We start from the raw sequence: 23202 nt of genomic DNA on the forward strand, positions 1-23202 counted from the left end.
CCCCTGATAAAGGCCATGACATACCAATCCCTGTTAGCCCCGATTTTAAGCTTCCTGCACTGTGAAACTCCCGACGCCTGGATCGATGCCGCGCGCCGCCCGGAAAACCTGCAGCTGTTGCTGACCGACCACCTGGTGTGCGAGCTGAAAGCCGCGCAGACCGGCATGTGGCTGATCCGCCGCTACGTGGCGGACAAAGAGAGCGGCGACGCGCTGTTGGCGCTGCTGCGGCCCTACGAGGCGTTTCTGCACGAGGCGCAGAGCGCGCCGGACACGTTGTTCCGCCAGGGCCAGTTCACCCGCAAGATCCTGCCGAAAAACGGCTCGGCCTACGGCCAGGATCTGGCGGATCGCATGGTGCTGTTGATCAAGGAAGAGCTGCATCACTTCTCGCAGGTGCTGGAGATCATGCAGGCGCGCGGGATCCCGTATCGCAAGATCACCGCCAGCCGCTACGCCAAGGGCATGATCCGCGAGATCCGCACTCACGATCCGGCGACGCTGATCGACAAACTGATCTGCGGTGCCTACATCGAAGCACGATCCTGCGAACGCTTCGCCAAACTGGCGCCGCACCTGGATGATGAGCTGAACCGCTTTTACGTCTCGCTGCTGCGATCCGAAGCGCGGCACTATCAGGACTACCTGACGCTGGCCGAGCAGATCGCCGGCGGCGACATCAGCGAACGGGTGGCGCATTTCGGCCGCCTCGAAGCTGAACTGATCCTGTCGCCGGACAGCGAGCTGCGCTTTCACAGCGGCGTGCCCGCCGCCGCCTGACGTTGAAGGGCGCCCCTATTGCGGCGCGCCCAGCAACAGATCCACCGCCTTTTCCGCCAGCATGATGGTCGGCGCATTGGTGTTGCCGCTGGTGAGCTGCGGCATCACCGAGCAGTCGATCACCCGCAGCCGTTCAAAACCGTGCACCCGCAGCTGCGGATCGGTCACCGCGTCCTGCGGCGACGGCCCCATACGGCAGCTGCCCACCGGGTGATACACCGTCTTGCAGAAGTTGCGCACGAACTCTTCCAGCTGCGCCTCGTCGCGCGTCCACTCCGGCTGCGGCATCAGCAGATCTTTGATCAGCGGCTTCAGCGCCGCGGTTTGCAGGAAATCCAGGCCGAACTTCACCGCGCGCACGCTGCCGGCCAGATCGTCCGGGTGGCCGAGGTAGTTGGCGTGTAGCTTGACCGGATCGCGCGGGTTGCTGCTGCGCAGCAGCACTTCGCCGCGCGCCTTCGGCTGCAGGTAGCCGACCTTGAGCGTAAAGCCGTGAATGTTCGGCAGCGGCTCGCCGGGCACATCGTCCCAGCTGTCCAGCAGTGGCAGGAAGTGGATCTGCACGTCCGGCCGGCCGTCGCCCTGGCTGTCGGTGAAGGCGGCGCCTTCCAGCACGTTGGACGAGAGCACGCCGCTGCGAAACGCCAGCCACTGCGCACCGTGGCTCAGCGCCTGCAGGCCGCGATCGGCGCCGAACAGGCTGATCGGTTCGCGGGTGCTGACGTTGATCGACATGTGCAGGTGGTCGTGGAAGTTTTTGCCCACCGGCAGATCCGCCCGCACCTCGATGCCCAACTGCTGCAGGTGGTCGCGCGGGCCGATGCCGGAGAGCATCAGCAGCTTCGGCGAACCGACCGCGCCGGCGCTGACGATCACCTCTTTGGTGGCGTGCGCGGTGACTTCTGCGCCGCCGTTCTGGCTGTAGACCACGCCGGTGGCGACGTTGCCCTCGAAGGTCAGCCGGTGCGCCAGCGCGTTCAGTTTCACCACCAGCCGCCGTTCGTCGCGCACCGCCTTCAGGTAGGTGCGGGCGGTGCTGGCGCGTTCGCCGTTGTGGGTGGTAGTTTGGTAGAAGCCGACGCCGTGTTGGCTGTCGCCGTTGAAGTCGTTGCGGTAGGGCAGGTTCAGCTCCTGGCCGGCGCGGATAAACGCCATGCTGAGCGGGTGACGGTAGCGGTTTTCGCTGACCGGCAGCAGCCCGTCGGCGCCGTGGTAGTCGTCCGACAGGCTTTCGTTGGCCTCGGCGCGTTTAAAATAGGGCAGCACCTCGCGGTAGCTCCAGCCGGTGCAGCCGTAGCGGTCGGCCCAGTCGTCGTAGTCCTGCGGTTGGCCGCGCAGGTAGATCATGCCGTTGACCGAACTGCTGCCGCCCAGCACCTTGCCCTGCGCGATCTGCATGCGGCGGTTATTGGCGTGCGGTTCCGGTTCCGTCTCGTAGGGCCAGCTCTTTTTGGCGATGATCTTGGCCACGCCGGCCGGCATCTTGATGAACAGGTTATTGTCGTCGCCGCCGGCTTCCAGCAGCAGCACCCGCGCCTGGGTGCGTCGGATCAGCTGCGCCGCCAGCACGCAGCCGGCGGAACCGGCGCCGACGATGATGTAATCAAAGGTATTTTCCGACATGACAGCTCTCCGTGCGCGATTGGGATACTGGCAGAGTAACGCGGGGGGAAAAGCGGTCAATTTACGATCGTTAATTTATTAACGAACTTCACATTAAATTTACGTCGTGGTTTTTAACGTCAGTTTATCTGCTTGAAAAACGGCGTTATAGCGAGTTTTACTGATTGATTGCGATATTAATAAAAAGGCGCAGCAAGCTGCGCCCTGATGTGCAGGCTGGGGCGATTACAGCGTTTTCAGCATGGTGACTTCGCAATCGACGTGGCCGGTGGCGCCCATCGCGTGGTCGATGTGTTCGAAGCCCAGGTGTTCGTACAGCGCAACGGCCTGCGTCAGGCTGGCGGTGGTCTCGAGGTAACAACAGCGGAAGCCGTGCTGGCGGGCGAAATCCAGCGCCTGCAGCGCCAGGCGTTTCGCCAATCCCTTGCCGCGCAACACCGGCAGGAAATACATCTTCTGCAATTCGCAAATATCGTCTGCGCCGCCCTGCAGCGGCGCGATGCCACCGCCACCGGCGACCTGGCCGTCCACCTCGATCACCCAGTAAGCGCTGCGTGGCAGGCTGTAGAGCTGATACAGGGCGTCCAGATTGGGATCGGAGACGGTATAGCCTTTATCCGCCGTCAGGCCGTGCTCGGCGGAGACTTCGCGAATGACGTGAGCAATGGCGGGATTGTCTTCCGCCGTGATGGGGCGCACCAGCAGGCGTGCCGGGGTTGCTGTTGTCATGTTTACACTCGCCATTGAAAGAGACCACGTTCGTTTTTTCATTTTTATCGCAGCACGAAACGCGCCGGGGGTTATTTCCCGGCGGCGTCCCTGCAGCAGTAATATCTTGTAATAACATCTAACCCGGCCCGGATGCAACGGCGATAAAAAAACAGCGGGGAAGACCCCGCTGTTTTTCAGGCGTTGGCGTGAGCCGGTGGATTACAGCGCGGCGATGGTCGCCTGCTGTTCCTGCAGCTTCACTTTGCCTTCTTTGCAGGCCGCCAGACGATCGCGCTCTTTGGCGACCACCGCTTCCGGCGCGCGCGCCACGAAGCCTTCGTTCGCCAGCTTGCCTTCGATCGAGGCGATTTCCGCATCCAGTTTGCCCATCTCTTTCGCCAGGCGCGCGATCTCGGCGTCCTTGTCGATGAAACCGGCCATCGGGATCAGCAGCTCGGCGCCGTCCACCAGCTTGGTGACGGAGACCGGGCCTTTCTCACCGGCCGGCAGCAGCGCGATGGATTCCAGGCGCGCCAGACGGGCGATAAAGCTTTGGTTCTCCTGCACGCGGCGCTGGGCATCGGCGCTGCAGTTGCGCAGCAGCACGTCGAGCGCTTTGCTAGGCGCGATGTTCATCTCGGCGCGGATGTTGCGCACGGCGATGATGGTTTGCTTGATCCACTCCAGATCGTTCAGCGCCTGCTCGTCTTCCAGCGCGGCGTCATAGGCCGGGAACGGCTGCAGCATGATGGTGTCTGCGGTCGTGCCGGTCAGCGGCTTCACGCGCTGCCAGATGGTCTCGGTGATGAACGGAATGATCGGGTGCGCCAGGCGCAGCAGCGCTTCCAGCACGGTGATCAGCGTGTGGCGGGTGCCGCGCTGTTCCGCTTCGCTGCCGTTGCTCACCACCGGCTTGGTCAGCTCCAGATACCAGTCGCAGAACTGGTTCCAGGTGAATTCGTACAGGATGTTGGCCGCCAGATCGAAGCGGTAAGTGTCCAGCGCTTCGCGGTAGGCTTTCACCGTGCGGTTGAATTCGGCCAGGATCCAGCGATCCGCCAGCGACAGCACTTTCTCGCCGCCGTTGAAGCCGCAGTCGTGCGCTTCGGTGTTCATCAGCACGAAGCGGCTGGCGTTCCACAGCTTGTTACAGAAGTTGCGGTAGCCTTCCAGGCGCTTCATGTCCCAGTTGATGTCGCGGCCGGTCGAAGCCAGCGCCGCCAGGGTGAAGCGCAGGGCGTCGGTGCCGTGCGGCTCGATACCGTTCGGGAACTGCTTCTCGGTGCGCTTGCGGATTTTCTCCGCCAGCTGCGGCTGCATCATGTTGCCGGTGCGTTTTTCCAGCAGGTCTTCCAGCGAGATGCCGTCGACCATGTCCAGCGGATCGATCACGTTGCCTTTCGACTTGGACATCTTCTGGCCTTCGTCGTCGCGGATCAGGCCGGTCATGTAGACGGTCTTGAACGGCACCTGCGGCTTGCCGTTTTCATCCTTGATGAAGTGCATGGTCAGCATGATCATGCGCGCGATCCAGAAGAAGATGATGTCGAAGCCGCTGACCATCACGCTGGTCGGGTGGAAGGTTTTCAGCGCGTCGGTCTGCTCCGGCCATCCCAGGGTAGAGAAGGTCCACAGGCCGGATGAGAACCAGGTGTCCAGCACGTCTTCGTCCTGGGTCAGCACCACGTCGGCGCCCAGGTTGTTCTCGCTGCGCACTTCTTCTTCGCTGCGGCCCACGTAGACTTTGCCGTTCACGTCATACCAGGCCGGGATGCGGTGGCCCCACCACAGCTGACGCGAGATGCACCAGTCCTGAATGTCGCGCATCCAGCTGAAGTACATGTTTTCATACTGCTTCGGCACGAACTCGATTTGGCCCTGTTCGACCGCTTCCACCGCCACTTTGGCCAGCGGCGCGGTGCGCACGTACCATTGGTCGGTCAGCATCGGCTCGATCACCACGCCGCCGCGGTCGCCGTAAGGCACCGTCAGGTCGTGCGGTTTAACCTCGTCTAGCAGGCCCAGATTTTCGAAGGCGGCAACCACTGCTTTACGCGCCGCGAAGCGCTCCAGGCCACGGAACTCGGCCGGGATCTCGTTGCAGTAGTCGGTGCAGACTTCGCCCAGGGTGTTGAACACTTCCGCTTCCTGGCGGATGTCGCCGTCGAAGGTCAGAATGTTGATCATCGGCAGGCCGTGGCGTTTGCCGACTTCGTAGTCGTTGAAATCGTGCGCCGGGGTGATCTTCACGCAGCCGGTGCCTTTTTCCATATCGGCGTGTTCGTCGCCGACGATACGGATGCGACGGCCGACCAGCGGCAGAATGATCTCTTTGCCGATCAGGTCTTTATAGCGCGGATCTTCCGGGTTGACCGCCACGCCGGTATCGCCCAGCACGGTTTCCGGACGGGTGGTGGCGACCACCAGGTAGTCTTTGCCCTCGGCGGTTTTCGCGCCGTCGGCCAGCGGGTAGCGCAGGTGCCACATGGAGCCTTTGGATTCGCGGTTTTCCACTTCCAGATCGGAGATGGCGGTGCGCAGCTTCGGATCCCAGTTCACCAGGCGCTTGCCGCGGTAGATCAGGTCTTCTTTGTGCAGACGGACAAACACTTCGCGCACCGCGTTAGACAGGCCTTCGTCCATGGTGAAGCGTTCGCGCTCCCAGTCCACGGAGTTGCCCAGACGGCGCATCTGACGGGTGATGGTGCCGCCGGATTCCGCCTTCCACTGCCAGATTTTGTCGATGAACGCGTCACGGCCGTAGTCGTGGCGGGTTTTGCCTTCTTCCGCGGCGATCTTGCGCTCCACCACCATCTGGGTGGCGATGCCGGCGTGGTCGGTGCCCGCCTGCCACAGGGTGTTTTTACCCTGCATGCGCTGATAGCGGATCATGGTGTCCATGATGGTCTGCTGGAACGCGTGGCCCATGTGCAGGCTGCCGGTGACGTTCGGCGGCGGGATCATGATGCAGAAGCTTTCCTGGCTGGTGTCGCCGTTCGGCTTGAAGTAACCCTGATTCTCCCAGTGATCGTACAGCTTCTGTTCGATCTGTTTTGGGTCGTATGCGGTGTCGAGCTGACTGTTTGTCTTTTCCATTCTTTATCGTATTCAGTGAGTTGGCGGCGTAGCCGTGGTCAAATGGAAGCCGACGCTGCGATAGGCCTTGTAACGGTCGCGCGCCAACTGTTTCAGAGTGTCTTCGTAAGGAACGAAGTCTACCACTTCATGGAAAGCGGTAGCAAAATCGGCAAACTGCGGCAGCAGGGCGATCAGCAGATCGCGCGGGGCGTTGCCGCGCTTGCCGGGCCAGCACAGTTCCACCGGCGCGCCATAGTGCGGCCCTTCGCCGGCCAGGTTGTGCGGCACGAATTCATGCGGCTCGCGCTGCCACAGCGCTTCGTCCAGCCGCTGGGCCTGCTCCTGGCTCTCGCAGGCGATCAGCACCCGCTTGCCGGCACGCCAGCGTTCGGCGGCAACGGCGCAGGCCACGGCCTCATGGGCGCTGAGCGCGCCAGACGGTTCCGCGTTGTCGAGCAAATAAAACGTCGCCTGTTTCATTAAGGATCCACCGCTGCCGATAAAAAAATGTAGGGGCACAGCATGCTGTGCCCCTTGGGATTATACCTGAATTACCGCTCAGATTTAATCGTCGCCGTTCAGGCCTGCACGGTTGAGCAAGAACTGAGAGAGCAGCGCCACTGGGCGGCCGGTCGCGCCCTTGGCTTTACCGGAGCGCCAGGCGGTGCCGGCGATATCCAGGTGCGCCCAGGTGTACTTGCGGGTGAAGCGCGACAGGAAGCAGGCGGCGGTGATGGCGCCGCCAGGGCGGCCACCGATGTTCGCCATGTCGGCGAAGTTGGAGTCCAGCTGCTCGTAATACTCGTCGGCCATCGGCAGGCGCCAGGCGCGGTCGCCGGCCTGCTCGGAAGCGCCCAGCAGCTCGTGCGCCAGCGGGTTGTGGTTCGACATCAGGCCGGTGATGTGGTGGCCCAAGGCGATCACGCAGGCGCCGGTCAGGGTGGCGATGTCGATCACCAGCTCCGGCTCGAAGCGCTCGACGTAGGTCAGGGTGTCGCACAGCACCAGGCGGCCTTCGGCGTCGGTGTTGAGCACCTCGACGGTCTGGCCGGACATGGTGGTCAGCACGTCGCCCGGACGGTACGCCCGGCCGCCCGGCATGTTTTCACAGCCGGCCAGCACGCCGATCACGTTCAGCGGCAGGTTCAGCTCCGCCACCACGCGCATCACGCCGTACACGGTCGCCGCGCCGCACATGTCGTATTTCATCTCGTCCATGCCGTCGGCCGGTTTGATCGAGATGCCGCCGGAGTCGAAGGTCAGCCCTTTGCCTACCAGCACGATCGGCTTAGCGTCCGGATTTGGGTTGCCCTTATATTCCATCACCGACATCAATGATTCGTTCTGCGAACCGGCGCCGACCGCCAGATAGGCGTTCATGCCCAGCTCTTTCATCTGCTGTTCGCCGATGACGCGGGTGGTGATGTGGGTGCTGAAGGCGTCCGCCAGCTGACGGGCCTGCGAGGCCAGGTAGCCGGCGTTACAGATGTTCGGCGGCATGTTGCCGAGATCTTTGGCCGCCTTGATGCCGGAAGCCACCGCCAGGCCGTGCTGGATGGCGCGCTCGCCGCTGGTGAGCTCACGGCGGGTCGGCACGTTGAACACCATTTTGCGCAGCGGACGACGCGGCTCCACCTTGTTGCTTTTCAGCTGATCGAAGGTGTAGAGCGTCTCTTTGGCGGTTTCCACCGCCTGACGCACTTTCCAGTAGGTATTGCGGCCTTTCACGTGCAGCTCGGTCAGGAAGCAGACCGCTTCCATCGAGCCGGTGTCGTTGAGGGTATTGATGGTTTTCTGGATCACCTGCTTGTATTGGCGCTCATCGAGCTCGCGCTCTTTGCCGCAGCCGATCAGCAGGATGCGCTCGGAGAGAATGTTGGGCACATGGTGCAGTAGCAGCGTCTGCCCGACCTTGCCTTCCAGTTCGCCACGGCGCAGCAATGCGCTGATATAACCATCACTGATTTTGTCGAGTTGTTCTGCGATAGGGGACAGGCGGCGCGGTTCGAAAACGCCGACTACAATACAGGCACTGCGCTGTTTTTCCGGGCTACCGCTTTTTACACTGAACTCCATGCACTCTCCTGAATCTTAAAGACAAAGGCGGACGCTACGGCTAGAATAACCGACTCCGTAACGATCTCCTGCCATTTGAGTTAACGGATTATGTTAACCTGAACGGCATAAATTGCTCTGTTTTGGCGACTATAAGCAAGTTCCTATAGGACACCCAAACGGCTTGATGTTGTAATACTATTTTAGCTGTGAAGGTTGCCATATGATGAGAATAAATGGCGGATTAACGATGAAATTATCGATTTTCCTGCAAAAAGACAAGTTTTCACAGGCGTAATAAGCGTGATCATCATAAGATATCTGGTACGGGAAACGCTCAAGAGCCAAATCGCCATCCTGTTCATCCTGCTTCTGATCTTCTTTTGTCAGAACCTGGTCAGGGTGTTGGGCGACGCGGTGGACGGCAATATCCCGACAAACTTAGTACTCTCCCTGCTTGCGTTGGGCGTGCCGAAAATGGCGCAGCTCATCCTGCCTTTGAGCCTGTTTCTCGGCTTGCTGATGACGCTTGGGCGGTTGTATACCGAAAGCGAAATCACCGTTATGCACGCCTGCGGGTTGGGCAAACGCACCCTGATTATCGCCGCCATGGTTCTGGCGCTGCTCACCTCCGCAGTGGCGGCGGTGAACGTGTTTTGGGCCGGGCCGATGGCCTCGCGCTATCAGGACGTGGTGGTGAACGAAGCCAAGGCTAACCCGAGCATCGCCGGGCTGGCGGAAGGGCAGTTCAAACCCTCGCAGGACGGCAACGCGGTGCTGTTTATCGGCAACGTGAAAGGCAGCACCTTCAACGACGTGTTCCTGGCGCAGCTGCGGCCGAACGGCAACCAACGCCCGTCGGTGGTGGTGGCCGAGCACGGCAACATCGTGCAGCAGAAAGACGGCTCGCAGGTGGTGACGCTCGACAAGGGCACCCGCTTTGAAGGCACCGCGCTGCTGCGCGACTTCCGCATTACCGACTTCACCGACTACAAGGCGGTGATTGGCCACCGCACCGTGGCGGCGGACAACACCGAATCCGAACAGATGTCGATGCAGACGCTGTGGGAATCCGACGATCCGGACGCGCGCGCGGAGTTCCACTGGCGCCTGACGCTGGTGGTGTCGGTGGCGCTGATGGCGCTGCTGGTGGTGCCGCTCAGCGTGGTGAACCCGCGCCAGGGCCGCGTGCTGAGCATGCTGCCGGCCATCCTGCTGTATCTGATCTTCTTCCTGCTGCAGACCTCGCTGCGCTCCAACGCCGGCAAAGGCAAGCTGGATCCGATGCTGTGGCTGTGGCTGGTTAACGGCGTTTACTTCGCGATCGCGCTGGCGCTGAACCTGTGGGATACCGTGCCGATGCGCAAACTGCGCGCACGCCTGAGAGGAGCGGCCTGATGTTTGGCGTATTAGACCGGTATATCGGTAAAACGATTTTCAACACCATCATCATGACGCTTTTCATGCTGGTGTCGCTGTCCGGCATCATCAAGTTCGTCGATCAGCTGCGCAAGGTCGGCCAGGGCGAATACACCGCGCTGAGCGCCGGCATGTACACCCTGCTGAGCGTGCCGAAAGACATCGAGATCTTCTTCCCGATGGCGGCGCTGCTCGGCGCGCTGCTCGGCCTGGGCCAACTGGCGACGCGCAGCGAACTGGTGGTGATGCAGGCTTCCGGCTTCACCCGCATGCAGATCGCTGGCTCGGTGATGAAAACCGCCATTCCGCTGGTGCTGTTGACCATGGCGATCGGCGAGTGGGTGGCGCCGCAGGGCGAGCAGATGGCGCGCAACTACCGCGCCCAGCAGATGTACGGCGGCTCGCTGCTCTCCACCAAGAGCGGGCTGTGGGCGAAGGACGGCAACGACTTCATCTACATCGAGCGCGTCTCCGGCGACAAAGAACTCTCCGGCGTGAACATCTACCACTTCAACGACCAGCGTCGCCTCGAGACGGTGCGCTATGCCGCTACCGCCAGCTTCGAGAACGGCCTGTGGCAGCTTTCGCAGGTGGACACCTCGGATCTGACCAACCCGAAACAGGTGACCGGCACCCAGACGCTGACCGGCGAATGGAAAACCAACCTGACCCCGGACAAGCTGGGCGTGGTGGCGCTGGATCCGGATTCGCTCTCCATCAGCGGGCTGCACAACTACGTGAAGTACCTGAAGCAGAGCGGCCAGGAATCCAACCGTTACCAGCTCAACATGTGGAGCAAAATCTTCTCGCCGTTGTCGGTGGCGGTGATGATGCTGATGGCGCTGTCGTTCATCTTCGGCCCGCTGCGTAGCGTGCCGATGGGCATCCGCGTGGTGACCGGCATCAGCTTCGGCTTCCTGTTCTACGTGCTGGATCAGATCTTCGGCCCGCTGAGCATGGTATACAGCATGCCGCCGGTGCTGGGTGCGCTGCTGCCGAGCATGCTGTTCCTGCTGATCAGCGTGTATATGCTGCTCAAACGCAAATAGCAGGGCAATCGGTAGTGAAGAAAGGCGTGGCCGTGGGGCCGCGCCTTTTTTGTTGGTGCGGCATGCCTCCCGATAAACCCGTCCCCCGACCTGTCGCTTTTCGTCGTGCTATAGTCAACCCAGCGGCATGCGGATAGAGGGAGCGGGCAGTCAATGGAAGATGAATATAATCTCAGCAATATCATCGGCAAGCGCCTGGAAGCGGCGTTGGGAGAGTTGGGCGATCTCCTGTGGGCGTATGTGGTGTTATCCAAAAAGGACATTGCCTGCATCTTTGGCGTCACCAACTACCCGAGTGACTGGGTAAAAAAGTATCAAGAACAGGGGTTACAGTACATTGATCCGGTGGTGCTTACCGCCCGCAATCGCCTGACCCCCTTCGCCTGGGACGAGCAAATCATGGCCGACGCGGGGCTGCACTTTCCCGAACTGTTCGAGCAGGCGCGCGAGTTTGGTGTGACGCACGGTTATACCTTCGTGCTGCACGATTATAACGATAACCTCGTCACGCTTTCCTTTGCCTTCAACCTTGAGCAGAGAGCGGAAGCCATCCCGGCGCTTATCGAACGTAAAGGTGAAATCTCGGTATTGCTGGCCTCGATACACGAGTCCTATCTGGCGCTGTCACGACTGTCAGAAAAAAACGCCGCAGCCCTGGAGAGCAACGCCCGCTTTACCGACAGGGAAAACGAAATTCTCTATTGGGCCAGCGTGGGTAAAACCTACCAGGAAACGGCGATGATCCTGGGCATAAAGACCGGCACCATCAAGTTTCATATGTCCAACGTCGTCAAAAAGCTGGGGGTAACGAATGCCCGACATGCCGTGCGCCTGGGGATGGAGCTTCGGCTGATTAAGCCGGTGGAATGACAGGTACGCTAGCCCACGGCTGCGCAGAACTCATCGGCCGGGGGACGTCTGAGAAGGTAGAAAATATCGGCTAGCAAACAGCGTCTTTCGATTCGGGAAATGACGAGCGTTAATTGGTATTGATTTGGCCGCGTGTCGGTTCACGTTGAGGACGTAATATAGAGTGCCTGCCCTGATCTCTGCAATATGAAATAATAACATGCATGAACTGATAAAGGTCTAGTAAGGGACTGCACTTTAGTCTAACTAGTTTTTCATTCCTTGAGGCGATACACTTCCCGGTAATATTTTGATAAAAATACAAAAAAAAACCTGACCGCGTAGGGCCAGGTTGCCAATATTGGCCAACACCAGGGAAAATTTTCTTGCACCATCTTAAAGCTATTAACTCCGCAGAGGCAAGCGATCTCAGCTGGTTTTTAGGCCTTGAGTGGCTATTTTGTTACGTATGTACGCTATTTTCTGGTGATTTTAGTTAGAAGCCTATCCAGCCGAAAATACCGTCTCTTTCTTAATGGCGTTATTCCACGCTTTTATTTCCTGTCTGATATTAACCAATGAAAAAATAGTGTTCACGGAATGTTACGTAACCTCATTCTTTATTCGCTGACACATGAGTATGCAATTATTTGCAGCATTGCCATTGCGGCTGGGGATTATTTTGTTTTTGATAGACGCTGGGTGAGACAGTGGTGATGGGGGAGGCCGGTGTGGCCAACGGCGTGGCGGACTCCTGAACTTGTTTCGCCAGTTGGGCGAGCGGTTCTGGCTACTGAGAGTGAGTGGCGCTCGGCACATGAGCCATCATTGCTTTGTGCAACGATGCTGGAATCTGGAATCGGACGGTATTACGCTGATCCTGGATGCTCATTGCAACAGCCTGTGGATGTAGCATGCTCATCATCACAGGGTTGTGAAGGGCGCGCAGCGGGAAGGCGGGGCGGGCAAACGCGCGTTGCGGCGGTTTTTTCGACACTTAACTCATTGAACAACGGATAAGTGTTGCGTGCTGGTCGCGGGAAGGTATAATTCACCCGTTTTCCGCATACTACTTCAGTGCCGAAGTGGCGAAATCGGTAGACGCAGTTGATTCAAAATCAACCGTAGAGATACGTGCCGGTTCGAGTCCGGCCTTCGGCACCATTCCCCCTTCCGTAGTCGTCCGACGAAGTCTAAAAAATTCTTTAAAATCAATAATAGTGGCCTTTCTGGCGTCCGCCATTGTACGAGGCCGTCCGTTGAAATCCAGGGGGCACTGGGGGCATAATTGGGGGCATCTCCACTTCGATAGAAAATGTGCCCCCAAAATGAAGCTAAACGCCCGCCAGGTCGAGACCGCAAAGCCCAAAGAGAAAACCTACAAAATGGCCGATGGCGGCGGTTTGTATCTCGAGGTTACGACGAAAGGTTCCAAGTATTGGCGAATGAAGTACCGCCGCCCTAACGATAAAAAAGAGGATCGGCTTGCTTTCGGTGTTTGGCCGATGGTCAGTCTTGCCGAAGCACGTAGCAAAAGAGACGAAGCCAAAAAGCTGTTGGTACAAGGATTGGATCCAAAAGCAGAAGAAAGGGAAGCTCAGGCTGAAACTGCGGGCGCATACACGTTCGAGACCATTGCCCGAGAATGGCATGCCAACAACAAACGTTGGAGTGAAGATCACCGAGCGAGAGTGCTTCGTTATTTGGAACTGTATATTTTCCCGCGCATTGGTGCAGCTGATATTCGTGGTCTTAAAACCAGCCATCTCTTGGCACCGATTAAGGCCGTTGACGCCAGTGGTAAGCACGACGTAGCGCAGCGCTTACAGCAACGTGTTACGGCCATTATGCGTTATGCAGTTCAGAACGATTACATTGATTCTAATCCTGCCAGCGACATGGCCGGAGCATTGGCAACAACCAAAGCTCGGCATTATCCGGCATTGCCGCCTCATCGTTTCCCTGAGTTTCTCGCAAGGCTTGCCGCTTATCGGGGACGTCTCATGACACGCATCGCCGTAGAGCTTTCTTTACTCACCTTTGTGCGTTCTAGTGAGCTGCGTTTCGCCCGCTGGGATGAGTTCGATTTTGATCAAGCTTGCTGGCGCATACCGGCGCAGCGTGAAGAAATCAAAGGTGTACGCTACTCACACCGTGGCATGAAGATGAAAGAAGAGCATCTCGTCCCGCTAAGCCGCCAAGCGTTGGTCTTGCTGGAGCGTTTAAAGTCTTTGAGCGGCGATAATAAACGGTTGTTTCCCGGCGATCACGATCCCGATAAAGTCATGAGCGAAAACACGGTAAATAATGCACTGCGTGCAATGGGATACGACACTAAAATAGAGGTGTGCGGTCATGGTTTTAGGACGATGGCACGCGGTGCTTTAGGTGAGTCCGGGTTGTGGAGCGATGATGCGATAGAACGTCAGCTAAGTCATTCCGAGCGTAACAATGTGCGTGCGGCATATATTCATACTTCTGAGCATTTGGATGAGCGTAGGCTGATGGTACAGTGGTGGGCTGATTATTTAATATCTAACTTCGAGAAACATATTACGCCATTCGAGTTTGCTAAACTGGCTACTTCAAAAATAAACAGGGTCTAAAGACCCTGTTAAACTATTTTTCCCAAACGTTACGATAACCTGGAGAATCAGACTCTGGGGGGTAAATAGGTTGTGCTATTTGAATTGTCATTGGAATGGGGAAATCAACTCCTACAAGTGCAACTTCCCCTTGCTTTAAGCTTGGTAAAAATGAAGCAGCAGATTTATCTATTTCCCCACATGCTCTCTCTACAACATCTCGATCTCTATCATTCGTTAATCTGTGTACTAATAAAGTGCCAATCTGGCTTAAAACACCTTCAGTTATATCTCTTGGTCTTTGAGTGGTTAAACAAATATTGAGTCCGTACTTTCTTCCTTCCTTTGCAATCATTTCAAAGGCATCAAGTTTAACAGAATGATCTTCTGAACCTACCCTTTTTCCTAGGAAATTATGGGCCTCATCGACTATCACTAGTAGTGGCTTTTGCCTAAATTCCTCAAGCCTTGCTAGGGTTAGAAGCTTTCTTCCAATAACATTTGCTAATATTTCCCTTGCGAAAAATTCATAGCTAACATCACTCAAGCACAAACGAAGAACTCTTTTATTTGAGCTCAAAAAATTTTGCAGTATATCGCCAAGTGTTGCTACGCTCTTATCACCATGAAATACAGCTTTTAATGAACTGGCATATGTCACTGCTTGTATTCGTGTTAATAAAGAGGAGCAATAGCTTAGGTCTTGAGTTGCTGCGGCGCCCCACGACTCATCTCCATTATCAAAACAACACTCTTGCACTATCTGAGGTATTAATTTAGTGACATCAAATGGTTGGGATGGGTTGTCAACTAATTTTGAGTTGTCACCAGTATTCATTGAGCGACGGTAATCAGTTTTAGGTTGCTTGATTTTTCTTAAAATCCCATTGGTAGCTATAGTTGAGTCAATAGATACTAATCTAAGGCTCTTAATTGCTTCTTTCAGTTTCGGCCCTTGAACTTTTCCAGAAGGGTCAAACATGGCAATAAAATCTGACTCCATAAAATCAGTCGGAGGGATTCTAAACTCTAGCGAGTCTTTAGCTTTATTAATCGGCAAACCTAAATGATAATGGGAGCAAAACTCTGAGTTAAATGATCTGTATTCACTTGTAGCATCAAGAATAATAGTCTTTGAATTATTATAGGTTGCGCATTCCTCTAAAATTTTCGCGGTTGTCCAACTTTTCCCTCCGCCTGTAGCTCCTAGTATTGCACAGTGTCGACCAAAAAGTTTGTCTGGCTCAACGGTAACAATACTTGTTGAACCTCCAGATATATTACCTAAAACGATTCCTACTCTGTTTTCACTACTATCATCTATACTTCGGTTAATTAATTCAGGTATTAATGAAATGAAGTCTAATGGCGCTGAATATACTCTGTCTCCTAACCGAGGATAAGTTTTAATTCCAGAATCAACACGGAAGCTTGAGGCATCAATCGTACCAAGTAGCTGTATTGTACCTATAGCATCAACTTTTTTATTTCCTTGTGATTCTCCTGAGACTTCTCCGCGTTCACGTTCTGGTAATCTGACTTCAATCAACCGACCTAAAACTATAGATTGTTGTCCTTCGATTAATAAGATCTCACCAACTTCACCTTTGCCATAACGGCTCCCTTCAATGTAGGTGCCACTTACTTCTCCAGCATAGACTAGGTTAACTCTTACCATTTGTGCAAAAATTGAAGAAATAACTCCCACTTTTAAAGAGTTTCTTAAAATACCATTTTGTAAAATTGAATTGAACATTTTAATTATTAACCCCTACTTGTTTGATAGCTTTTGCTAACTGTTCCGCAGGTGTCAGTGCTCTAAGGTTAGGGATTAAATTTACAAAATCTTTGAATGAGGCATTTAAAAAATGTATATCATAACCTGATAGTGACAGTTCTTTAAGTAATGACCAGTATTTACTGGATCCATTCTCGCCATTATTATTTATATGAGTGGCACATTTGAAATCCACCACAATTAATCTCATGCTTGGATTTGATTTTATTGCTGAGTAAATAGGTTCTGAAAGATGGTCATCATTAAAGCCAAATCCTGAAATGACAAGGCAATTATTCTTTTTACGAAGGAAGTCGAGGAGTCTTGAAAGCAACTCAAGGTGAGGTTGAATAAATGCTTGTTGGTATTTTCCTTTTGCAGGATATATCAAGCAAGCATTTGTTGCTGATGGAGTGTTATTTTCATATATTTGTCCATTTCTCCGTATCCAGCTAACAGAGCCATGTAGTTTAAATAGGTTAAATACTCCCTCTATAAATTCATGTTCATTCTCATCTCTGTGAACAACGTCATAGTTGAAATATTTACCATCGAATCTTCTGATGCCAGTATATGAAAGTCCATCTACAACCATCATTCCTAACTCCGAGGCAGCAGTCTCAAAAGTCAAGTCATAATTAGTTGTAAATACTTTTAATCTTGGATCCCTAACCCTTCTTCTGCCCATTTTTTGGAGTAAATTTACATAAGAAGAAATGTCACTGGTTCCATCTTCCAAAAATGATCGACATTTATTTAATATGATTGATTTAACTTCATTTAAAAAATCTAGAACTTCATTGTCTTCATGAAATGCCAGGAAGGCCTCGCAATTTGAGAGGAAATGCTCAATATTAGGATATTCAATGTCAGTGTATTTGACTTTTTCGCATACACTTAACGCAATTTTCTTGAGTTTTCCTTCCCCAGCTTTTCTTGGTTCTTCCAACATGGCACATTCCCAAAGATCCCACATACTAGGGCCACCAACATCACCAAGAGATGTACCGCTTCCTGCGAAAAATGATAGATTTGGGAATTGTAAGGACCGAAGTAAAAAATCATTTATGTAGGTCTGATTTTCTTTTAAATCTTTTTTATCTGTGTCAGATAATGGTTGTGCTGGTGGGGGAGGTGCACCTGCCTCCTGTATAACTTTGTTCGCTTTAATGTCACGCCAATAAATATACGATTCTTCGCTTAGTGCTTTCCAATTGTCACTGCCGGGTTTTAAATATGAAATGCATCCATCCGGAGTAGTAGTCATAGTCAGGATCCCTTGAAGATATAGTGGATTAGTGCTCATAAATCTACTACACAGGACGGGCTAAAAAAAAGCCATCCTAGATATTTGTTTATGCAGGCATGGCGCGCAATACTTCCCCCGCCTCGCCTGCGCGCTTCATGTATCGCTTTTCATGCAGTTGCATAAACGGCCGCAAGCTGCGCCAGTACTGGTACAGCAGGGGATGAAAAGTGCATTTTCTTGCATGCAAAATCATGCACCCTATGCATGCACGCGCAATTTGTGGCTGGCTAGCCAGGGAAAAGGTTGTTTTGGGCGAGGTGAAAAGGGAATGCCCTGCGATGCTGTCGAGAGCGGCGGGGCGGAGAATGCTTAGTGCAGGGTAGGATTGCTGTTGTAACGGCGATAGCGGTTCAATGTCCGTTTCTCCGGTGGTGGCAAGGCGTTCTCATCGACCGGTTGCGCTTGTATCGGCTGGCACAGGATTTTATCGACGCTTTCTACCGTCTTGAATGTGCAAGAACAGGTCAGGCTCTGACATTGGTAATACGCCTCTTTCGTCCGCTCCGTGATATAGCGACTGGTGCGGGTATAGGACGCATGAGTGCACAGCGGGCAGCGCATCATGATTTGGCCCCTTTCTGCTGCAAGCGTTGACGTTTTTCCGCTAATCCTGTTACCCCTTGCATCTGGCGCATCGGGCATCTTTGTCGCTCCTGCAATACGCCGGTTTGTTCCGGTATCGTCAGGCCAATCTCATTAAGCACCGGGTGGTCGATATTTTGCGTAGCCATGGTAGCGCGAATGCGGCCTTGTAGTGCGCCCTGTACCTGTAGCTCAATCATCCTCATCGGATTGTCCGCATAGACGCCGTAAGCCCGTGAAGCCAGTGCACACGCCTTGATAACGTCAGGGCTGATTAGCGCCTTGCTCAGCGCATCCACTGCCTGATGCATCGCGTGAGCTGCAAAGGTCGTGAGGGCGTCTTTGTGCGCGTTCATCACCTTCGGGGCTGTGCCGCCGCAGTTGAGGTGAAGCTGCATTTTGTCCAGCTCCATCTCCTCAATCAGTCCGTCGAACTCTTTCGCCAGCTCCCGCTTGGAAATCCGGCTGTGGTGTTGCGCTTGCAGTTCCGGCGTCATTTCTCCGCGCAGTTTACGAAACAGGGTGCGCCACTGGCTTTCTGCCTCCTGGCTCTGCACTTCGGTGTCTTTCTTCTGTTGGTGGCAGCGGGCAATGCCGGTTACGACGTCGGTCAACGCCTGATAGTTTTTGTCGTGGGCGGTGCGAGCGTCACGCAGGGCTTGCAGTTTATCGGTGATGTATTTCGGTAAGGCGGTGGTGCTCATGGTCGTGTCTCCGGTGTCAGTCAATGTGAGGCAATTCTGCTGACCGCCGTACAACATCGCCATTCATCCCGGTTGGACTGTCCCCAGGACAACAGCCTTGAGCACTGATGAGAAAACCATCAAGCCGTTTTTAGTTTTACCTAAAACTATTCACTACTGTTCACCTAAATAAAAAATATATATAAATCAGTAAATAATAGGGTGAACAGTTTTCTATAAACTCTTCACCCGGTGTTCACTACTGTTCACCCGGCCCAAAACGACCTTTTCCCTGGCTAGCGGTGGTTAGTCTGTTTATACCTATTTATAAGCGATGAATTCATTGCTGAAATCTATGGGGTAATGTTGAGGAAGGGTGAGGAGTGGTGAGGATTGCTGAACTATTATAATTTTTTGTTTTTATGACCATTTCTTGACGGGCCACACAACAACACCTTGTTGCCACCCCGGTAAATATTCACATAATAGGGCGCTACCGAAGTTCACACAGTCCCGGCCAGCGTTGGCCGGACACCAAGAGGTAGCGTTTTTATGTTGACCGTTTCCACCCCCGCCCCATCCACTCTGTCGCCGGTGCTTCCTGGTGGTTACACCCCGCGCGAGCGCTTTATCCGCCTGCCGGAAGTGCTCTACACCACCGGCCTGTCCCGCTCCACCGTGTACGAGATGATGAGCCGCAAGCAGTTCCCGGCTCAGGTCTCCCTCGGCGGTAAAAACGTCGCCTGGCTGGCCTCCGAGGTCGAGCAGTGGATGGACGAACGGATCGCCAACCGTCATCAGGGGAGCGCCAAGTGATGCAGTTAACGCTGGGCCGACACCGTTTTACCCGGAGCGATAGCGACGCCTTGTTTGTGGCGGAAACCATCTTGTTGCAGCGCAAGCACCCGGATATCGTCTTGCCTGAGCACCGCAGCGAAAAACACTGTGTGATTCGCCTGACGAACCGACAGGCAGAGCGTCGTATCCGTGCCGACGAAGTGGTTGATCATAATGCGATCGATTGAACGTCCGGGGGCGCCTTACGGCTTGCCCCCACGTCCGGCCCCGCGCTATAGTCCTCCCGCTGTCGCAAAATCGGCAGCCGGGCGTGAGAACCCGTGTATCTCTAAGGCGACACAACACGCGCCAGGCGTGTTTGTTTATGTCGCAGCCTTTGCTCGCTCATTTTTTGCGCGGTGGATGTTATGCTACCGCAGCAGTCAATCAATGGTGGCTCAGGCGGGGCAGCCTTCGGGCTGGCCGGTATTCTTAGAGGCCGGTTTCTCACCCCCGTTTGGGCTACCACCCTTGCGTGAGAACTTCGGTGGTAGCAATAACCTTTACTCTAAGGAGGCTGCCGCCATGGCTACGACCCTCACCCCGACTCACCCTACATTCTGCTTTTTGTTTGCGGCCGTGCGCCGTTCTGCGCTGACGGCTTCGCCACGTATCGTGCGCACCGTGGCGGATAGCGAACGCAACGCCCGCCGCCTGCTGGCCCGTGATTACGTGTTGTCCTTTGCCGGTCGTCTGCCGGTTAAGGCGGCGGCATGAACACCCTGGCCGACCGCTACTACCGCGACACCCATTACCCAATCCCGCACGCCGATTTTCTGCGTCTTCAGCATGCGCACGCCACCGGCGTGCTGTTCCTCGACTTGCTGGACACCCTCGACCTCGGCGGCCAGCGCCCCGATGCCGTGCAACAGGCATCGTTTGCCTCGGTCATTGCCTTGCTGACCGACCAGCTCGGCCACGTCGTCAACACCTGTGAAACCCAAATCCTTGCCCGCATGGAGGCCACCGCCGCATGAATACCTCATCCTGTTTACCGATTGAAGTCCGTACCGCCGTTTTCCGTCGCGCCGTGGCGCAGGCCTATCTGGACACCTGCGCCTTTTACCGGGTGAGCCTTGGGTACACGCTGGACGAGCTGCAGATGACGATTGCCCTGCGCCTGGAAGGGCACTTTGTGCGTCAGTATGGCGCAGAAGACGGCATGGACATGGCGTGTACGATGCTGAGCGACATGGTGCAGCCGGACGTTCTGGTGGCCGCACCGCGCCTGACCGCGCTGGGGCAAAAGATGATGGACGAACTGTGCTGCGAGCGCCTGTCGGCGGCACAGAACGCCACCGTACACTGAGGAGAGAAAGGATGAGCGCCCAGTTCGTTTCCCAGACCGTACGCACCGCCACCGGCCACTGGCCGGTGATACTCCCGGCCCTCGGCATTGCCTTGCAGCCGAACGGCAAGCCGCAGCCGTGCCCGACCTGCGGTGGCAAAGACCGTTTCCGTTTCGACAACCAGGACGGACGCGGCACCTGGTTCTGCAATCAGTGCGGGGCCGGTGACGGCCTCAACCTGGTGGAAAAGGCCCTGTCACTGTCTGCCCGGGCTGCCGCCGAGCAGGTGGCTGCCGTGATGGGGAGTAACACCAACTCTTTGCCACCGGCCGCTGAGGCCGGTCATTCACCACAAGACAAGGCCGAGGCTCAGCGCAAGGCCGCGCGACAGGCACAGGCTCTGGTGGCTGCCGCGCAACCTCAGACCGGCAATGCCTACCTGAGCGCCAAAGGCTGGCCGGAGGCAGAAACCCTGACCCTGCACGGCCAGTCGCTGCGCGTCGGCGGTATCACCTACCACCCCGGCGACCTGCTGTTGCCGCTGCACAATGCCGGGGGCGAGGTGGTTAACGTGCAGCTGATTAACGCCAGCGGGGACAAGCGCATGCTGGCAGGCGGGCAGGTGAAAGCCGCCTGTCATACCCTGAGCGGCCCGGACAACGCGGTTATCTGGCTCACCGAAGGCTACGCCACCGGCCTTACCGTGCACCGCCTGACCGGTGAAACGGTGTGCGTGGCACTCAGCGCCAACAACCTGGCCACTGTTGCACAGCAGCTGCGCAGCCACTACCCGGACGCACGGCTACTGCTGGCGGCCGATAATGACCGCAGCGGCACCGGGCAGACCCGCGCCGCCGAGGCGGCCACACGTACCGGCGGTATCCCGGCGCTGCCGCCCACGGAAGGCGACTGGAACGACGTCTACTGTAATCATGGTATTGAGACCACGCGCGCGCAGCTCCAGACGCTCAGCCAGCCGCCGCAGCCCAGCCCGTTCGACACGCTGAGCGATGCTGACCTCAAAGCCATGAGTGCCAGCGAGAAAGCCGAGCTGTTGGCCGGGCACTACGGCAACACCCTGGCGGTGCCGCCGGTGGGGGAAGAACTCTGCCGCTATACGCGCGGTGCCTGGCAGGTGCTGCCACACCGGCAACTGAGCCGGGAGATTGCCGCGTTGTTCCAGAAGGTGCGCGCGCCGTTCTCCGCTGCGGGTATCAACAGCATTTTGGACACCCTCAAGCTGATGGTGCCGCAGATGGGCGACCCGGCTCGCCGATTGATAGGCTTTCGTAACGGGGTGTTTGATACCGTCAGCGGCCAGTTCAGCGCCCACCGGCAAGAGCACTGGCTGCGCACCGTCAACAGCGTGGACTACACGCCGCCGCGTGCCGGTGAGAACCTGGCTGACCATGCGCCGCACTTCTGGCAGTGGCTGACGCGGGCCGCCGGGGGCAACCACGACAAGCAAGAGCGCATCCTCGCGGCGCTCTTTATGGTGCTGGCCAATCGCTATGACTGGCAGTTGTTTCTTGAAGTGACTGGCCCCGGCGGCAGCGGCAAGAGCGTGATGGCGGCCACCGCCCGGCTGCTGGCCGGGGCGGACAACACGACTTCTGCCACCATCGACAACCTGGAGTCGGCGCGCGAACGTGCCTCGGTGGTCGGCTACTCGCTGATTATCCTGCCTGACCAGGAAAAGTGGAGCGGTGACGGGGCGGGTATCAAGGCCATCACCGGCGGCGATGCGGTCGCCATCGACCCGAAATATCGTGACGCCTACGCGGCGCACATTCCTGCGGTGATTTTGGCAGTCAACAACAACCCCATGCAGTTCAGCGACCGGAGCGGTGGCATCTCGCGCCGCCGCGTTATTCTGCCGTTCCCGGAGGCTATCGCCCCCGAAGAGCGCGATCCGTTGCTGCTGGCGAAGATCACCGAAGAGTTGGCCGTGATTGTGCGTCACCTGATGCAGCGCTTCGCCAACCCGAATGATGCGCGTGCACTGCTCCAGGCGCAGCAGAGTTCGGCGGAAGCCCTGGAAATCAAACGGCATGCCGATCCGCTGGTCGATTTTTGTGGTTACCTGACGGTGCTGGGTACCCCGGAAGGGATGATGATCGGCAACGCCAACATCACCCCGCCGAATCCACGCCGCTACCTGTATCACGCCTACCTGTCGTTTATGGCGGCACGGGGCTATCAGCACGTGATGAACCTGACGGCGTTTGGCCAGGCGGTGCCGCAGACGCTGAAAGAGTATGAGCATACGCTGCTGAAACGCCGCACCAAGCAGGGAATACAAACCAATCTGATATTGAGTGACGAGTGCGAAGCGGACTGGCTGCCTAAGTGCGGGGCGGTGTGACGATGAGCGGGTCGAGCGTGGGTATTTGCATTTTCCTTGACTGCCTGTTTGCATTTCATTTGGACATCTCCAGCAAAAAATGAAGGCACGTCATCTGCAGCTATGAGCGATAAACGGAAGTACGAGACGGTATAATCTCTAAAAACTTCCCTGCCATTAAAGTTGCCGACATTCTCAGCGAATAGGTAAGTATCATGATACAAGGGGCAGA

20 protein-coding genes and 1 tRNA gene are annotated in these 23202 nt (G+C 56.1%); 12 read left to right on the forward strand and 9 right to left on the reverse strand.

Annotated elements, in window-relative coordinates:
• Positions 1 to 15: 15 nt before the first annotated feature.
• The gene (gene miaE / locus C9411_RS06000; protein WP_063991571.1) at positions 16 to 780 is read left to right on the forward strand and encodes a tRNA isopentenyl-2-thiomethyl-A-37 hydroxylase MiaE; all 765 of its coding nucleotides are present in this window, start codon (positions 16 to 18) and stop codon (positions 778 to 780) included.
• Positions 781 to 795: 15 nt separating this feature from the next.
• Here miaE and C9411_RS06005 read toward each other — a convergent pair whose 3' ends face one another.
• From C9411_RS06005 to pepA, 5 genes are all read right to left on the reverse strand, one after another.
• Entirely contained in the window at positions 796 to 2403 is a 1608-nt protein-coding gene (locus C9411_RS06005) for a GMC family oxidoreductase (protein WP_107226658.1), read from the reverse strand.
• Positions 2404 to 2628: 225 nt separating this feature from the next.
• Positions 2629 to 3132, reverse strand: coding sequence for a GNAT family N-acetyltransferase (locus C9411_RS06010; RefSeq protein WP_004933360.1), 504 nt, complete (start codon positions 3130 to 3132; stop codon positions 2629 to 2631).
• 201 nt (positions 3133 to 3333) lie between these two features.
• On the reverse strand, positions 3334 to 6210 hold the full coding sequence (locus C9411_RS06015) for a valine--tRNA ligase (protein ID WP_107226659.1): 2877 nt from the start codon (positions 6208 to 6210) through the stop codon (positions 3334 to 3336).
• Positions 6211 to 6222: 12 nt separating this feature from the next.
• A complete protein-coding gene (locus tag C9411_RS06020) occupies positions 6223 to 6672 on the reverse strand; it encodes a DNA polymerase III subunit chi (RefSeq protein WP_019453292.1) in 450 nt (149 codons plus the stop codon).
• Positions 6673 to 6756: 84 nt separating this feature from the next.
• Complete coding sequence (pepA, locus tag C9411_RS06025; RefSeq protein ID WP_033636874.1) at positions 6757 to 8268, reverse strand: leucyl aminopeptidase; 1512 nt, start codon at positions 8266 to 8268, stop codon at positions 6757 to 6759.
• A 282-nt stretch (positions 8269 to 8550) separates the two neighbouring features.
• Between pepA and lptF the strand changes: the two genes are divergently transcribed.
• The 5 genes from lptF to C9411_RS06050 all read left to right on the forward strand — a co-directional run bounded on the left by lptF (position 8551) and on the right by C9411_RS06050 (position 14170).
• Complete coding sequence (gene lptF, locus C9411_RS06030; RefSeq protein ID WP_063991568.1) at positions 8551 to 9645, forward strand: LPS export ABC transporter permease LptF; 1095 nt, start codon at positions 8551 to 8553, stop codon at positions 9643 to 9645.
• The gene (lptG, locus tag C9411_RS06035; protein ID WP_107226660.1) at positions 9645 to 10715 is read left to right on the forward strand and encodes an LPS export ABC transporter permease LptG; all 1071 of its coding nucleotides are present in this window, start codon (positions 9645 to 9647) and stop codon (positions 10713 to 10715) included. The genes lptF and lptG overlap by 1 nt, the downstream gene beginning before the upstream one ends.
• Positions 10716 to 10868: 153 nt before the next feature.
• Positions 10869 to 11585 carry a LuxR family transcriptional regulator gene (locus C9411_RS06040; protein WP_107226661.1) on the forward strand — a complete coding sequence of 239 codons (717 nt, stop codon included), beginning with the start codon at positions 10869 to 10871 and terminating at the stop codon, positions 11583 to 11585.
• A gap of 1058 nt (positions 11586 to 12643) precedes the next feature.
• Positions 12644 to 12728 (forward strand) — tRNA-Leu (locus tag C9411_RS06045).
• Positions 12729 to 12892: 164 nt separating this feature from the next.
• On the forward strand, positions 12893 to 14170 hold the full coding sequence (locus C9411_RS06050) for an integrase arm-type DNA-binding domain-containing protein (RefSeq protein ID WP_107226662.1): 1278 nt from the start codon (positions 12893 to 12895) through the stop codon (positions 14168 to 14170).
• 13 nt (positions 14171 to 14183) lie between these two features.
• Here the strand turns inward: C9411_RS06050 and C9411_RS06055 are convergent, their stop codons facing one another.
• From C9411_RS06055 to C9411_RS06070, 4 genes are all read right to left on the reverse strand, one after another.
• Positions 14184 to 15905 (reverse strand): ATP-binding protein, encoded by a 1722-nt coding sequence (locus tag C9411_RS06055; protein WP_107226663.1) that lies wholly within the window; start codon positions 15903 to 15905, stop codon positions 14184 to 14186.
• Position 15906: 1 nt separating this feature from the next.
• Positions 15907 to 17193, reverse strand: coding sequence for an SIR2 family protein (locus tag C9411_RS06060; protein WP_107226664.1), 1287 nt, complete (start codon positions 17191 to 17193; stop codon positions 15907 to 15909).
• A 351-nt stretch (positions 17194 to 17544) separates the two neighbouring features.
• Positions 17545 to 17799 (reverse strand): ogr/Delta-like zinc finger family protein, encoded by a 255-nt coding sequence (locus tag C9411_RS06065; protein ID WP_015376189.1) that lies wholly within the window; start codon positions 17797 to 17799, stop codon positions 17545 to 17547.
• Positions 17796 to 18521, reverse strand: a complete 726-nt coding sequence (locus tag C9411_RS06070) for an NAD-dependent aldehyde dehydrogenase (RefSeq protein WP_107226798.1) — start codon at positions 18519 to 18521, stop codon at positions 17796 to 17798. Before C9411_RS06070 ends, C9411_RS06065 begins: the two co-directional genes overlap by 4 nt.
• A gap of 531 nt (positions 18522 to 19052) precedes the next feature.
• Here C9411_RS06070 and C9411_RS06075 point away from each other — a divergent pair.
• The 6 genes from C9411_RS06075 to C9411_RS06100 are packed head-to-tail and all read left to right on the forward strand — an operon-like array spanning position 19053 to position 22991.
• Positions 19053 to 19316 (forward strand): AlpA family transcriptional regulator, encoded by a 264-nt coding sequence (locus C9411_RS06075; protein WP_107226665.1) that lies wholly within the window; start codon positions 19053 to 19055, stop codon positions 19314 to 19316.
• Positions 19316 to 19525 carry a hypothetical protein gene (locus C9411_RS06080; RefSeq protein ID WP_232094950.1) on the forward strand — a complete coding sequence of 70 codons (210 nt, stop codon included), beginning with the start codon at positions 19316 to 19318 and terminating at the stop codon, positions 19523 to 19525. Before C9411_RS06075 ends, C9411_RS06080 begins: the two co-directional genes overlap by 1 nt.
• Positions 19512 to 20054: a host cell division inhibitor Icd-like protein gene (locus C9411_RS06085; RefSeq protein WP_107226667.1), complete on the forward strand. Its 543-nt coding sequence runs from the start codon at positions 19512 to 19514 to the stop codon at positions 20052 to 20054. Before C9411_RS06080 ends, C9411_RS06085 begins: the two co-directional genes overlap by 14 nt.
• Positions 20051 to 20314 carry a hypothetical protein gene (locus C9411_RS06090; protein WP_016928972.1) on the forward strand — a complete coding sequence of 88 codons (264 nt, stop codon included), beginning with the start codon at positions 20051 to 20053 and terminating at the stop codon, positions 20312 to 20314. Before C9411_RS06085 ends, C9411_RS06090 begins: the two co-directional genes overlap by 4 nt.
• Entirely contained in the window at positions 20311 to 20646 is a 336-nt protein-coding gene (locus tag C9411_RS06095) for a DUF5375 family protein (protein WP_033631431.1), read from the forward strand. Before C9411_RS06090 ends, C9411_RS06095 begins: the two co-directional genes overlap by 4 nt.
• Positions 20647 to 20657: 11 nt before the next feature.
• A complete protein-coding gene (locus C9411_RS06100; protein ID WP_107226668.1) occupies positions 20658 to 22991 on the forward strand; it encodes a primase-helicase zinc-binding domain-containing protein in 2334 nt (777 codons plus the stop codon).
• Positions 22992 to 23202 lie beyond the last annotated feature (211 nt).

This window comes from Serratia sp. Nf2 (assembly GCF_003028435.1).
In the GTDB taxonomy this organism is placed as follows: Bacteria; Pseudomonadota; Gammaproteobacteria; order Enterobacterales; family Enterobacteriaceae; genus Serratia; species Serratia marcescens_L.